This window comes from Streptomyces aculeolatus (assembly GCF_020400605.1).
Classification (GTDB): domain Bacteria; phylum Actinomycetota; class Actinomycetes; order Streptomycetales; family Streptomycetaceae; genus Streptomyces; species Streptomyces aculeolatus.
Window position 1 is genome coordinate 149739 of the sequence record NZ_JAINRD010000015.1, and the last position, 13304, is coordinate 163042.

The 13304-nt window shown below is 70.7% G+C and carries 15 protein-coding genes and 1 pseudogene; 5 read left to right on the forward strand and 11 right to left on the reverse strand.

Translation table 11 applies throughout. From position 1 onward, the window contains the following. Positions 1-10 precede the first annotated feature (10 nt). From LG396_RS23930 to LG396_RS23955, 7 genes and pseudogenes are all read right to left on the reverse strand, one after another. Positions 11-841: an ABC transporter permease gene (locus LG396_RS23930; protein WP_225796324.1), complete on the reverse strand. Its 831-nt coding sequence runs from the start codon at positions 839-841 to the stop codon at positions 11-13. Beyond that, entirely contained in the window at positions 841-1764 is a 924-nt protein-coding gene (locus tag LG396_RS23935; protein ID WP_225796325.1) for an ABC transporter ATP-binding protein, read from the reverse strand. Before LG396_RS23935 ends, LG396_RS23930 begins: the two co-directional genes overlap by 1 nt. Before the next feature lie 86 nt (positions 1765-1850). Further along, positions 1851-2519: a response regulator gene (locus LG396_RS23940; RefSeq protein ID WP_225796326.1), complete on the reverse strand. Its 669-nt coding sequence runs from the start codon at positions 2517-2519 to the stop codon at positions 1851-1853. Continuing rightward, the gene (locus tag LG396_RS23945; RefSeq protein ID WP_225796327.1) at positions 2516-3703 is read right to left on the reverse strand and encodes a sensor histidine kinase; all 1188 of its coding nucleotides are present in this window, start codon (positions 3701-3703) and stop codon (positions 2516-2518) included. Before LG396_RS23945 ends, LG396_RS23940 begins: the two co-directional genes overlap by 4 nt. Before the next feature lie 147 nt (positions 3704-3850). After that, positions 3851-3988, reverse strand: a pseudogene (locus LG396_RS40040) (tyrosine-type recombinase/integrase); the annotation flags it as partial. After that, entirely contained in the window at positions 3939-4121 is a 183-nt protein-coding gene (locus LG396_RS23950; protein WP_225796328.1) for a hypothetical protein, read from the reverse strand. The pseudogene LG396_RS40040 and the gene LG396_RS23950, both read right to left, overlap by 50 nt. A 329-nt stretch (positions 4122-4450) precedes the next feature. After that, the gene (locus tag LG396_RS23955) at positions 4451-4744 is read right to left on the reverse strand and encodes a DUF1330 domain-containing protein (protein WP_225796329.1); all 294 of its coding nucleotides are present in this window, start codon (positions 4742-4744) and stop codon (positions 4451-4453) included. Between the two features lie 266 nt (positions 4745-5010). Between LG396_RS23955 and LG396_RS23960 the strand changes: the two genes are divergently transcribed. From LG396_RS23960 to LG396_RS23965, 3 genes are all read left to right on the forward strand, one after another. Then, entirely contained in the window at positions 5011-5307 is a 297-nt protein-coding gene (locus tag LG396_RS23960; protein ID WP_225796330.1) for a winged helix-turn-helix transcriptional regulator, read from the forward strand. Positions 5308-6132: 825 nt separating this feature from the next. Then, complete coding sequence (locus tag LG396_RS39385) at positions 6133-6255, forward strand: hypothetical protein (protein ID WP_263979520.1); 123 nt, start codon at positions 6133-6135, stop codon at positions 6253-6255. 1 nt (position 6256) lies between these two features. Then, positions 6257-6781 (forward strand): hypothetical protein, encoded by a 525-nt coding sequence (locus LG396_RS23965; protein ID WP_225796331.1) that lies wholly within the window; start codon positions 6257-6259, stop codon positions 6779-6781. 473 nt (positions 6782-7254) lie between these two features. On the opposite strand, the gene LG396_RS23970 is transcribed toward LG396_RS23965, so the two are convergent. Then, positions 7255-7569: a hypothetical protein gene (locus tag LG396_RS23970; RefSeq protein WP_225796332.1), complete on the reverse strand. Its 315-nt coding sequence runs from the start codon at positions 7567-7569 to the stop codon at positions 7255-7257. A 124-nt stretch (positions 7570-7693) separates the two neighbouring features. Here LG396_RS23970 and LG396_RS23975 point away from each other — a divergent pair, with 124 nt between their 5' ends. Beyond that, positions 7694-8482 carry a class I SAM-dependent methyltransferase gene (locus tag LG396_RS23975; protein WP_372483556.1) on the forward strand — a complete coding sequence of 263 codons (789 nt, stop codon included), beginning with the start codon at positions 7694-7696 and terminating at the stop codon, positions 8480-8482. 232 nt (positions 8483-8714) lie between these two features. Here the strand turns inward: LG396_RS23975 and LG396_RS23980 are convergent, their stop codons facing one another. Continuing rightward, positions 8715-9956 (reverse strand): PP2C family protein-serine/threonine phosphatase, encoded by a 1242-nt coding sequence (locus LG396_RS23980; protein ID WP_225796333.1) that lies wholly within the window; start codon positions 9954-9956, stop codon positions 8715-8717. Between the two features lie 534 nt (positions 9957-10490). On the opposite strand from LG396_RS23980, the gene LG396_RS23985 reads away from it, so the two are divergent. Beyond that, on the forward strand, positions 10491-11732 hold the full coding sequence (locus LG396_RS23985) for a PP2C family protein-serine/threonine phosphatase (protein ID WP_225796334.1): 1242 nt from the start codon (positions 10491-10493) through the stop codon (positions 11730-11732). 271 nt (positions 11733-12003) lie between these two features. On the opposite strand, the gene LG396_RS23990 is transcribed toward LG396_RS23985, so the two are convergent. Both LG396_RS23990 and LG396_RS23995 read right to left on the reverse strand, forming a co-directional pair. Further along, positions 12004-12366, reverse strand: a complete 363-nt coding sequence (locus LG396_RS23990) for a GvpU-like protein (RefSeq protein ID WP_225796335.1) — start codon at positions 12364-12366, stop codon at positions 12004-12006. Between the two features lie 54 nt (positions 12367-12420). After that, complete coding sequence (locus LG396_RS23995) at positions 12421-13254, reverse strand: DUF1206 domain-containing protein (protein WP_225796372.1); 834 nt, start codon at positions 13252-13254, stop codon at positions 12421-12423. Between the last annotated feature and the right edge of the window lie 50 nt (positions 13255-13304).

Sequence of the window (13304 nt, forward strand, 5' to 3'; positions counted from 1 at the left end):
GGGGCGCACGTCACGCGTCACGGCGCGCCAGTGCCACTCCCGCGGCGGCCAGGCTTGCGATGACGTAGCCGGCGAAGACCAGGCAGGCCGGAAGCGGGTCGAGGAGGTCGGGCTGATTCTGGACCGTCAACATGGCCTTGCCCGTGGTCGCGGGCAGATAGGGCGTCACCTCGTCGGCGAGCGAGGCCGGCAGCAGGCCGGCCAGCGAGTCGAGCAGGAAGACCGCGAAGCACACCGTGGTGACGGCCAGCGCCGTGCTGCGCATGAGCACGGCCAGGGCGACGCCGATCAGGCCGATGCCGGCGAGGTAGGCGGGGGTGGCCGCCAGGGCGCGCAGCACACCCGCGTCGGAGAGCGACGGGGCGACGCCGTGACCGTCCAGCAGCGGTACGGAGCCGAGGAAGGAGACCGCCACGGAGATCGCGCTCACGGTGGCCACGACCGCGCCGAAGACCAGGGCCTTCCCCCAGAGCAGGGGCAGGCGCGTGGGCACGGCGGCGAGGCTGGCACGGATCATGCCGGTGGCGTACTCGGTGGACATGAAGAGCACCCCCAGCGCTCCGGTGAGCAGTTGGGCGAAGAACACGCCGCCCAGGACGGCCCCGACCGGGGTGGTGGGGACGAACGGCGCGTCGTCGATTTCGGTGCCCGCCGCGAACGTCTTGGCCATGGCGGAGGAGGAGAGCGGGCCCAGGGCCATGAGCAGCACTGCCGTCGCGGCCAGGCCGACGGTCAGGGCACGGACCGAGCGGAGCTTGATCCACTCGGAGTGCAGCACCCGGGGCAGGGTGACGCCGCGGCGTCGGGTCTCCGCGCCGCCATCGGTCGTGAGTACGGTCATCAGGCCGCCCTCCCGGCGGGTTCCGGCGCGCGGTACTCCACCGCGTCGCGGGTCAGTTCCATGAACGCCTCCTCCAGTGATGCCTGTGAGGTGGTGAGCTGGTGGACGGGGATCTGGTGCGCGGCGGCGAGGTCGCCTATCCGCTCGGCTGCGACGCCTTCGACCGAGAGTTCGTTCCGCCCGGCGGTGGTGACGGTGACGTCGGGGCCGAGGAGCAGCTTTTCCAGCCGGTCGGCCTGCGGGGTGCGTACCGACACCCGGCGTCCGGACAGGGTGCCGGTGAAATCCTCGGCCGGCAGGTCGGCCAGCAGCCGGCCGCGGCCGATGACGATGACGTGCTCGGCGATCTCGGCCATCTCCCGCATCAGATGCGAGGAGACGAAGACGGTGCGGCCTTCTCCCGCGAGCCGGTTCAGCAGGTCGCGGATCCACAGGATGCCCTCCGGGTCCAGCCCGTTGACCGGCTCGTCGAGCACGACGGTCCCCGGATCGCCGAGCAGCGCCGCGGCGATGCCCAGGCGCTGCGCCATGCCGAGGGAGAAGCTGCCTGCCCGGCGCCGGGCCACGTCGGTCAGCCCGGCCAGGTCGAGCACCTGAGAGACACGTCGCCTGCCGATGCCGTTCGTGGCCGCCAGCGCGTGCAGGTGATCGAACGCCGACCGGCCCGGGTGCCCGGCCCCGGCTTCCAGCAGTGCCCCGATCTCCCGCAGCGGGGCCGGGTGCTCGCTGGGGGCGCGTCCGCCTACCCGCACGGTGCCGGCGGTCGGGGCGGCCAGGCCGAGGATGACGCGCATGGTGGTGGACTTCCCGGAGCCGTTGGGGCCCAGGAAGCCGGTGACGATCCCGGGCCGGACGCTGAAGGACAGCCGGTCCACGGCGGCGGTGGACCCGTAGCGTTTGGTGAGTTCGGTGACTTCAATCATGGGAGCCACGGTGCCGGGCGGCGGATGTCGCCGGCGTCCCCTCACCGGGGTCAGTCGGGCCTGCCCCGCGGGTGGTACGGGCAGGCTCAGCCCGAGGCCGTCACCAGGCCGGTCTGGAACGCGATGACCACGACCTGCGCCCGGTCCCGTGCCCCCAGCTTGGCCATGGACCGCTTGAGGTGCGTCTTGACCGTGGACTCGGCGAGGAAGAGCCGCTCGGCGATCTCGTCGTTGCTCATCCCCGTGGCCACCAGCGCGACGATCTCCCGCTCCCGCTGGGTCAGCACCTTCAGCAACTCCGGGACCGCACCGTCCGTACGGTCTGGCCGGGCCAGGAACCGGGTGATCAGGCCGCGGGTCGCCGTAGGAGACAGCAGCGCGTCACCCCGTGCCACCAGCCGGATCGCGTCGGCGAGTTCACGCGGCCCGACGCCCTTGCCCAGGAAGCCGCTGGCCCCGGCGCGCAGCGCCCGCAGCACGTACTCGTCCACTTCGAAGGTTGTCAGCACCAGCACCCGGACCCCGGCAAGACCGTCGTCCGCGACGATCCGGCGGGTGGCCTCAAGACCGTCCAGCTCCGGCATCCGGATGTCCATCACCACCACGTCGGGGCGGGTGCTGCGGGCCAGTTCCACCGCCTCGACGCCGTTCGCCGCCTCACCGACCACCTCGAGGTCATCGGCCGCGTCGATGAGGGAACTGACCCCCGCGCGAATCAGCGTCTGGTCGTCGGCGAGCACGACACGGACCGTCATCCGCCGCTCTCCTCTCCGCCCGTCGGCAGCCGGGCCAGCACCCCGAATTCTGCGCCGCCGCGCGGCCCGGCGTGCAGCGTGCCGCCGACGGCGGCGACCCGCTCGGCCATGCCGGCCAGCCCGTAGCCAGAAGGGCTGTCCGCGCTCCCACCTGGGCCGTTCACCCTACCGGGAGGCCGTGCAGCCCGGTTCTGTACGTCGATGCACAGCTCGTCCGGACGGTACGACAACCGCAGCCGTACGACGCCATGGCGGCTGCCGTGCTTGCCCGCGTTCGTCAATGACTCCTGGATCACGCGGTACGCCGACAGACCGACGGCCGGCGGCAGCTCCCGGGGTTCGCCGGACACACTCGACTCCACCCGCATCCCGGCCGTCCTCGCGTCGGCCACCAGCCGCTCCAGGTCCGCCAGCCCGGCCGGTGGCCGCACGGGCTCCTCGCCGGCATCACGGCCGTCGGGGTCACGGAGCACCCCGAGCACCGCCGTCAGCTCGCCCAGCACGGTGCGTGCGGCGTGCTGGACGTGCTCCAGCGCCTCCTCCGCCTGCTCGGGCCGCGACCGCAGATGCAGCGAGGCGACTCCCGCCTGCACGTTGATCACCGCGATGTGGTGCCCCACCGAGTCGTGCAGTTCACGCGCGATGTGCAGCCGCTGCTCCGCCGCCTGCCGCCGTTCCCGTTCCCGCCGCGCCACCTCCACGGCCCGTCTGCCGCGCACGCCGTTGCCACCGGCGAGAGCCGCCGCCAGCACGGCGATGAGCAGCAGCGGCCCCTCGGCGCTGTTCGCGCCGACTGCCGCCTCGGCGAGCGGAACCCCCGCCGACAACCCCACGACCGCCGCCGTGCCCGACCGCAGCACGGTCCGCCGCCCGCTCACGACGCCGACCCGGTAGCCGGTGAGCCCCACCGCGACCAGCCCCGGCTCCGCCATCCGGAGCGCCGTCACCAGTACGCCGGCGCCGCACGCCAGCGCCAGCGCGGCACTCGGCAACCGACGCCACAACCCCACGCCGGCGGCGGCCAGCAGCGCCGCGACGGGCACGACCGGGCTCCGCGCCTCGTCCAGTCCCCGGCCCAGCACACCGGCGCCCATCAGCAACCCCAGCGCGGCGTCGGCAACCCACCCCGGCACACGCCGCCCCACCCGCGCCCACCTGCCCACCCGCGCCTCCACCCGGTTCACGCTTCCACGCTAGGAAGCAACCCCAGGCAGCACGTCCCCCCACAGAGGGAGCCGGAACGTACCACCACAGGAGCAGCGATCTGTCGGGCGGCGCCTACAGGTACCCGCATTCGGCCCACCTAAGGGCTTGCAGATCATCAGCACGTCGAAGGCCGCGATGTAGACCATCAGGCGCCAGCGCGGCCCGGGGGCGTCGGCCAGGGCGTCCACCTGGGCGGCGGTGGCGATCGGCCGCTCAGTGGCCGACTCCTTGCCCGCTCTTGCCGATCTTGATGGTGAGTTTCTTGGCGGTCTCGAGGACCGCGGTGCCTCTGGCCTTGATCGCGACGGCGAAGGTGAGCATGTCGTCGTCCACCACCTTCGGGCGGCGCGGCGCCGGGCGCCAACGCTTGACCGCAGCGGACAGCTCCAGCCCCATGCGCGGACCGCAGAAGAGGACGGTCCAGTCGTCGCCTCAGTGTCCGTCGCGGACCACCGCTACCCCGCCGACCCGGGTCGTGATGCCCGCCGGCCCGCGTCGGGCCGAAGCGAGCACGCTGGCCGGCCGAACCGGACCGGCCAGCCACCGTCCGGCGCCGGCCCCGGGCCGAGGAACGCCGCGTGCGAGGTGCCGGCCGCAGCAGCGACCGCACGCCGGTCCGCGTCCGTCGCCACCGGGTCGTCGTCGGTGACGGCCGTGGGGCTACCGCCCCGGCCGTCGCGCCGCACACACGCATCAACCACCGTGACATCCGGCCAGGACATCGGTCAGTCGATGCCTTCGACGATGCGGAAGTCCCGCTCGGCGCCGTCGGAGAGGGCGACCAGCGCCTCCTGGTAGGCCGCACTCTCGCGCGCCGCGACGGCCTGCTCGAAGCTGTCGAACTCGACCAGGACGGTGCGCTCGGCGATTCCGGCGTCATGCGCCACGACCCGACCGCCGCGGACGAGGGTCCGACCGCCCGCGGGCTCGACGGCCAAGCGGGCAAGTTTGTTGTAAGCAGCCAGCTTCTCAGGATCTGAAATGGTGCGGTAGACGCTGACCCAGTAGCCCTTGGGCACGGAACCTCCAGTGTGGGAATGAGAGCGTCTGACTTACGGGTTGGTCTCGGACGAGCGCCGGGCGGGAGCGAGGCTTGTCAGCGTCGTGATCGCCATGGCACCGATGCCGACCAGCGGCGCGGTGGTGCAGGGCCCAGTCGAGTCTGTTTCGAAATCAGAAACGCTTGGATGGATGCTAGTGTTTCGAATAACGAAACGCAAGGAGGGTCATGCCGGCACCACGCCCAGGAACACCGGTTCGGGGTTCGACGACCGGCCGTCCGCTCATGGCCGCGCTGGACCTGTTCGGCCGTCGGTGGGCGCTGCGCATCCTCTGGGAACTGCGTGCGGGTCCGCTCGGTGCCCGCGCGCTGCTGGCACGGTGCGAAGGGCTGTCATCCAGCGTCCTCTACGAGCGGCTCCGCGAACTCGCATCGAGCGGGATCATCGCGCCATCGGCCGATGGCTACGAGCTGACTCGGCTGGGGACAGCGCTCCGTGACGCCCTACGTCCGCTCGACGAATGGGCGATCGCCTGGGCGCAGGAGCAGGAACACAACGATCAGGAGCCCACGGAGACGTGAAGGTCACGTCCGGCCACGTGGAGCGGAGATGTGACGGCCGCCGACTCGGGACACGGGCTCACGCGGCCTGCGAGAAACCTCGGTCGCCGGCCCGTCGCCGCGCAGATGCGTGAAGTCGGCATCCAGGCAAGGGTCGCCCTGGGCGTGGTGCCGACCCTGGTCCTGGGCCTCGGGAGGGCCGGCTCCGCGCAGCCGTCCGCCGCCGCCCCGGTGCCCGCAGCACCGTCGCAGTCCACGGAGGTGGAGATCACCGAGCAGCAGGCGGATGCGGCCAAGGAGTCCGCCGGCTCCGACGGGGACGTCTCCAGGAACAACGTCCTGGTCGAGCACGCGGACGGCGTGATGGATTGGATCGCACAACGACCTCCTCACCGAGGACGACGACCTCACCTTCAACCGCGACATCGCGTCCACCAGGCAGCACGGCGACGTCCAACTGACCACGCGGTCGGTCCGGGCACACGGCCGGGACTGGACGCCGTGGATCATCGGGGGCGGCGCCGCCGGGACGGCACTCGCCGGTGGCGTGTTGTTCCTCGTATGGCGTGGCCGCCGGGCTGCAGCCGAGTGGACCTTGACTGCTGAGCATCGGTAACGCTTCCCCTCGCGAGTACCCGACGAGCGAGGGGCACCACCGCCTGGCGCCGCCGCACAACGCTCTGGGGACTACCGATCGCCGACGGCGCGCCGGACGACGCGGCCGACACCCCGCTGCGGTTCCCCGGGCAGTACGCGGACTCCGAGACCGGCTGGCACTACAACGTCTTCCGGCACTACGACCACCGGCCACCAGCGGCGGACGGCGGCTTCCCGGGCGAGCAGTTCATGAACGCCGATCTGCTGAAGGACGAGTTCGACCTCAAACAGATGAAGAAAGTGGCCGGCACCCCTGAAGAGATGCTCGAAAAGCTCGACATCGGTCGGGGCGACCGGCCGAAGGGACGCTGACGTGATCATCATCCCGAAGCTGCTGGCCGAGTTGCTCGGCGAGGCCGACGAGGACCAGTTACGGCGACTCGCGCCGGACTTCGCCGAGCACGCTCTCGACACGTACCGGTCGGCCATGCGCGAGCCGTTGTACGAGGCGAGCGCGGAGTTGCTCCGTGCCGTCCGGGAGGGAGTCGACACCGGGCGGGCGGGGGAGCGGATGGAGACGGCGCGGCGGTCCTTCTTCGCCGTGCGGACGGACGAGGACGACAGCGGACCGGGCGGGTCGGTGAGCTGGACGGCTTTTCGGGCCTTCGACGTGGGTTCACCCAGGCTGCGGCGGCCCGTGGGGGTGATCCGGCACGACAAGCAGGTTGCCGACATCGCCGCCCGGGCACAGGAGGCCGCCGGGCAGTGGGATGCCGCCGGTGACCCGCGGAGTGCGCAGGCCGCGCGGGTGGCTCGGTGGGAGGAGGCGCGTTGGCAGATTGCACGGGTGGTCGCCACCGCACCGAACCCCAACGACGTGGCCAACGGCGGCAGGTGAGTGCCGGGACCAACTCCCCCGAGCGAGTTGCTTACTGGGGTAGTCCCACCGTTGCCCGATTGCTGTCGCGTGACGTGCTCAAACGCCCGCCCGTGCCAGATGCGTGCCCGTCAGGGGGGTCATCCACGGCCGCCGACGGTCACCAGGGAGCATGCCAAGAACAGCCGGGAGGGTCACGTTCTCGCCGGTCGGCGGCTCGGGTGCCGTAGAGGGCCGAAGACGACTCAATAGGCGGGCCGAGGCTCTGGGCAACGCGCAACGCGCAACGCAACGCCGTGGCGCTCAGGCCGTGCGGGAACTCCAGTGCCGCGCGAACAGCTCTTTCCAGGTCCGTGGGGCCGCAGGCGACCCGTAGGATGCGGCCGTCCGCAGAACTATGAAGCTGCGCCATCTTGAAGTAGCTGGTCAGGGTGCTGGTGTCATGTCGTTTCGGGGTGCTCGTGCTGGTCGTGGCCGGTTGTCTGCCGGGTAGATCATGTGGCAGCGGCGGCGTCGAGGTTCGTCAGCACGAGTAGGGCGCGCAGGAGGTGGGTGGCGCGGGCGGGGTCGGTGCGGAGTTTGGTGAGGATCCGCCAGTTCTTCAGGTGGGCGAAGCCGTGCTCGTTCGCCTTGCCGGTGCGGCGCTGGGTGGGGATGAGGGTGCCGTCGATCAGGACAACCTCCCCGCCCCGCTTGGCGATCTTCTTCAGGGCGCGGTCCAGCCGCGGGGCCTTCGCGGCCAGCAGCGCGATCAGCTCGTCCCGCCAACGGCGCACGGTGGTGGCGGAGATGTCGTTGCCGCCGGCCATGTCGGCCAGATGGAGTGCTGCCGCGCGCGATCTCCAGCCAGGAGTTGAACCACTGACAGGGCGGTTTCGTTGTGGATCATCAGGCACAGCCCTCCCCTGTCACCCCATGGATGTAGGTCTACTGATGGCAGAGCACCCCCAGCAATTCGCCCGGCAGCAGGCGAGCACGCAGGTTGCCGAGCCCGGCAGTATGCCGAGCCCTCGCACACTCACGGACGTACCGGGCTGGTTCTCATTTCTCGACCAGGCTCTCTTCGACTGGTTCCTCATTCGGCAGGGGCAGCGCGCCGAGCGCGGCGACCTACTGGAAATGGGGGTTTATGTCGGCAAGAGCGCTATCCTTCTCGGCCGCTACCTGCAGCAGGGTGAGTCGCTCACCGTATGCGACCTGTTCGAATCCCCTGCGCCGGACGACGCCAACAGTGCGGAGATCGCCCGTTACCTCCCTTTGGCGACGCGACAGGCATTCGAGTGCAACTATCTTTCCTTTCATGACGAGCTGCCGCAGGTGCTGCAAGCGCCCACCTCGGTTGTCGTGGACGAGGTACCGACGGGCTCCTGCCGCTTCGTGCACATCGACGCCTCGCACCTTTACGAGCACGTGTCCATGGACATCGCCGCAGCGCGCAGTGTCCTGCTTCCCAGCGGCGTGGTGGTCCTGGACGACTTCAGGTCGGAACACACGCCCGGCGTCGCCCTGGCCACCTGGGAGGCGGTCCTCGCCCAAGGTCTGAACCCCGTCTGCCTGAGCAAGGACAAGTTCTACGGCACTTGGGACGACCCGAAGCCCATCCAGGATGATCTTCTGGCGATGCTGTCCAGCCGCCAAGACTGGGGCTTCGACACGGAATGGGCCGCGGGCCGCCGTATCGTCAGGGTTCATTCCACGAACAGTGAAGCTGCGTCATCTTGAAGTGGCTGGTCAGGGTGAGCGGCTGCAGTGCGCGGTGGTTCCAGGTCAAGGTGACCGGATCCGCGGACTCGCCGACCCTGGTGGCCTGTTCAACGAGCAGCGAGCCGCGTCCGGCGCGGTGCATCGCGAGGCGGAGGGTCGACCTCATACCGGGCCGGATCCGGTCGATCCGACAACGCGGCGAGGCGCCGTGCCAGGCGTCGTGAGCCCGCCGTGGGTGACGGGACAGCCCTCAGGGCTTCGTGCGGCGGGGTGAGGCTTGCTGGTCGTCCGCGCCGGAGCCGACGTGCCGTTTGGTCACCTGGGAGCCGTGCCAGTCCAGGCACATCACCGTGGCGTCGTCTTCCAGATGGCCGCCGGCCGCGTCCAGGACCGCGGTGCTCAGCGTCAGCGCGGTCTCCCGTGGATGCAGGTGCCGGGTGTCCTTCACGAGGGCGGGCAGATCCACCTGCTCCGCGCCGCGTTCGAGCATGCCGTCGGTAAGCATGATCAACCGGTCGCCGGGACGCAGGTCGAGCTCCTGGACTCGGTACGGATGGGGGATGGCGACAGGCAGTCCGAAGGGCTGGTCCGCCTCCAGGACGATCTCCTCCACAACTCCGTCGCGCATACGGAGCGGCCGGGGGTGCCCAGCGTTGACCACCTCAGCGTGCCCGGTGTGGAGGTCGATGCGCACCAGTTGCCCGGTGGCGTGGCCGTGTGGCCTGTGGCCGGCCAGAGCCTGGTCGGCTTGCCGCGCCTGTTCCGTGAGGTCGGCCCCTTGGCGGCGGGCGCCGCGCAGGGCGCCCACCAGCACCGTCGCCGACAGCGCGGCCCGAAGGTTGTGGCCCAAGGTGTCGGTCAAGGACAGGTGGAGGGTGTCGCGGTCGAGGGCGTAGTCGAAGGTGTCGCCGCTGACCTCTTCGGAGGGCTCCAGATTCCCGCACAGGGCGAATTGCGCCGCCTCGCAGGTGAGCGACAGGGGCAGGAGCTGGTGCTGGATCTCCGCGGCCAGGGTCAGGGGCCTGCTGCGTTTTCCCCAGGTGTAGAGGTCGGTGAAGCGCTGGTTGGCGATCACGATGTAGGCCAGAAGGTGCGCGGCCTCACCCACCGCGTCGAGCACCCCCTGGCCGGAGCCGGGCGGCAACAAGAGTTCCAGCAGCCCGATGGCATCGCCTCGGTTGGTGACCGGAAAGATCACCCGCTCGCCCTGGCCCGTCGTCTCCCGGTACAGCCGCTGGGTGCGTACCACGTGCTCGTAGACACTGCCGAACAGGTCGATTCTGCCCGCTTGCCGCCCGGCTCCTGCCTCCGCCTGCGAGGCGGTGGACAGTGGCACCACCGCTCTCCCGGTCAGGTCCACGATGAGGAACGAGACCCGCTTGGCACCGAAACGCCGCAGCAGGTCCTCGGCGACCACGTCGACGGCCTCCACCGGAGCCGCTGTCTCCGCTGCCGTCAGCAGTCGCGGAAGCTCACCTTGCCCGTCCACCACACACCGCTCCCTTTGGCGGCCCCCCTCATACCAGAGTGAGGAACTCCCTGGGGAGCGACAACCGGGCACCGCTCACCGCGCAGGACACGTCACTCACTGCCACCGTACCGGTTTACCAGCTCGCAGTGGCCCACCGCCCATTGCTTGATCACCAAAGCCGGAGCTTGAGAAGGAGGCATGTGTCGTTTACCTCCGCGAGCGTGGTGTTCCTTGATCGACTCGGCGCGTTCTGCGGCCGTGCCGGCGTTGTGGTCCTTGGCCCGGTGTGTTCTTCGAGCCGGGTGGCCGCCCCGGGCCCGGTCCGGACGGTTTCGGTGCGGCTGCCGGGCGGGCCGCCGCCGTCGCGCGGACAACTCGAAACCCTCGGCTGACGGGTCCGCGCCGATGCATGTGCCGCCGACGCGAAGGCGGTATCGAACTCCTACTTGGAGGCTCCCTGGACCCCGACCCCTGGCACGGCTTCAGCGGTGCCCGTTTGACGCTCGCCGTGCAGCTCCGCACCCTGGTATCAGGGGTCTCGTCAAGGGAGTGTGCGTGTTGGATGCGCAGGATGAGCTTCCCCGGCTGCTGACGGCAGCAGAGGCAGCGGCTCCGGTGGAGGCCGTCGACGTGGTCGCCGAGGACCTGCTGCGGCGTTTCGGCGCCACACGGGTCTCCTTCCTCATCGTGGACCTGACCGGAAAAGCGGTGGTGCCGCTGACCACCGCCTCGCGGGCGAAGGCCGGGCGCGGGCGCCAGGCAGACAGAATCCGCCTGTTCGGCAGTGTCTACGAGCACGTGGTACGCACCCAGCAGCCGTACCGCGAGGCGACAGGCCAGGGCGAGCGGGTGATCTTTCCGGTCACCAACCGCGGCGACGCCATCGGGCTGCTGGAACTCTTGCTGCCGGCCGGCCCCGGCCGGGAGGTGCTCGACGCGGTGGGTGAGGCCGCGCACGTCCTGGCCTACATCGTGATCGCCAACCAGCGCTTCACCGACCTCTACACCTGGGGAAAGCGCAGCAGGCCCCTGACCCTGGCCGCGGAGATCCAATACCAGCTCCTGCCCCTGTCGCTCACCTGCGAGGCGGCGCAGTTCGCGCTGAGCGGGAATCTGGAACCTTCCGAAGACGTCAGCGGCGACACCTTCGACTACATCCTCGACCGCGACATCCTCCACCTGTCCCTGACCGACACCATGGGACACAACCTTCGGGCCGCACTGTCGGCGACGGTGCTGGTGGGCGCCCTGCGCGGCGCCCGCCGCCAAGGGGCCGACCTCATGGAGCAGGCGCGGCAAGCCGACCAGGCCCTGGGCGACCACACTCCAAGCGGTCACGCCACCGGGCAACTGGTGCGCATCGACCTCCACACCGGGCAAGCCGAGCTGATCAACGCAGGCCACCCCCTGCCGCTACGACTGCGCGACGGAGAGGTGGAGGAAATCACCCTGGAGGCGAACCACCCCTTCGGACTACCTGTGGCCCTCCGGCACCCGTACCGAGTCCAGGAACTCGACCTGCGTCCCGGCGACCGGTTGATCATGCTCACCGACGGCATGCTCGAACGCCGCGCGGAGAAGATGGACCTGCCCGCCCTCGTGAAGGACACCCGGCACCTGCATCCACGGGAGACCGCGCTGACGCTGAGCACCGCGGTCCTGGACGCGGCCGGCGGCCATCTGGAAGACGACGCCACGGTGATGTGCCTGGACTGGCACGGCTCCCAGGAGACGAAGCGGCACGTCGGCTCCGGCGCGGACCTCCGGCAAGCCTCCCCCCGACGCCCCGAGCGGTAGCACCACCGTCCCTCTGTGCCACTCGCGTGCCGTACACCGCGGTGAAACAGGGGCAACAAGGGTCGGTTATCGCGTGCTCCGGTCGACCCGCTTCCTGCGTCGCCGCAGGTCAGACACACGCAAGTGATCCAAGTCCTCGGACTTCCCAAGCTCGGAGCGCGGGATCGATTCCCGTCGCCCGCTCCACGAAAACCCCCAGGCCAGCGGCCCGGGGGGCGTGTGCTGCCTGGACCACTTCAGGTGCGGCGGCCCGTTCGCCCGGGCGGTGGTGTCACAGGCGTGGTTGGGTCAGGGACCAGCCGGAGACCGCTGACATCGGGCCGCGCCACAGGGACGTCTCCGCGCTCTCCGGGCCGTGGTGGTAGGTGACGTCGCGCAGGTGGAGGTGGGGCTCCGGCGACGGATCCGGGTCGTCGGGGTCGGTGAGTACCGCGGCCAGCGCGGTGTTGAGGAACGCGGCGACCGCGGGGTCGGATTCGTGGATCTGGTCCAGCCACGCCTCGCGCCAGGCGCGGTGGCTGATCATGTGTCCGTGCAGGACGCCGCCGCCCAGGTGCAGGGTCACCGCGATGCTTGCCTGGGCGTCGTCCGACTCGTCCAGCAGGGAGTTGAGCGCCTGAAGGTACACGTCCATCGTCGTTGTCACTCTCCTTGTCGGTCCGTCGCGCGGGAGTCCTCGCGGTTCGCTTCAGACTCGCCGCCAGCGGGCGCAGGCGAAGGAGAAGAGGGCGAAGAGCACCAGGCCCGCGGCGACCGCGACCAGTAGCCACGGCCCCGCCGCGGTGTCCGCGAAGGACTTCAGCGCCGCATCGACGCCCTTGGCCTCCTTCGGGTCGTACTGCAGAGCGGCCCGGGTGAGGAACACGCCGATCGCGCCCACGACCAGGCCGCGCGCCACGCCGCCCGTGACTCCGGCCGCGTCGACGAGGCGCCTGGTGGTCCGGGACATCCGGGACGTGCGCAGGTGTTTGCGGTACGAGCGCATCGCGGCGCGCACCGCGAGCACCGCGCCCGCCGCCGCGATACCCGCGCCCGCGATGCCCACCACCCACTCCCCGGCGGGCTGTTCCAGCGCGCGGGCGGTGATGTCCCGGCTCTGGCGGTCGCTGGAGGTGTTGTCCTTCTCGCCGGCCGCGAAGGCGAGCACGGAGTAGGCGACGAAGCCGTAGAAGACGGCCCGTCCGCCCGACAGCGCGCGTTTCGACGCCTTGTGCCCGCCGGGCCCGGCCGCTCCGAACGCGGCCTCGGACAGCCGCCACACCGCCATGCCCGCAAGGGCCGCGCCCAGCGCGTACAGCAGGAGCCCGCCGAGCGGTTGCGACGCGATCTCGCCGACGGCGCCGCTGCGGTCGGCCTCCCGCTTTCCCTCGCCGAACGCCACCCGGGCGGCGAGGACCCCGATCAGCAGGTAGAGCACGCCGCGGCCGGTGAATCCGGCCCGTGCGCCCCACTCCACCGCCTGGCTGTCGGCCGCCTTGCGCACCGTCCTGCGGGTCCGCGCCGTCGAGCCTGCCGCCTGCATCATCGACCTCCTCCTCGGTCCGCCTGCGACTGCCCAGGAAGAACCGGAGG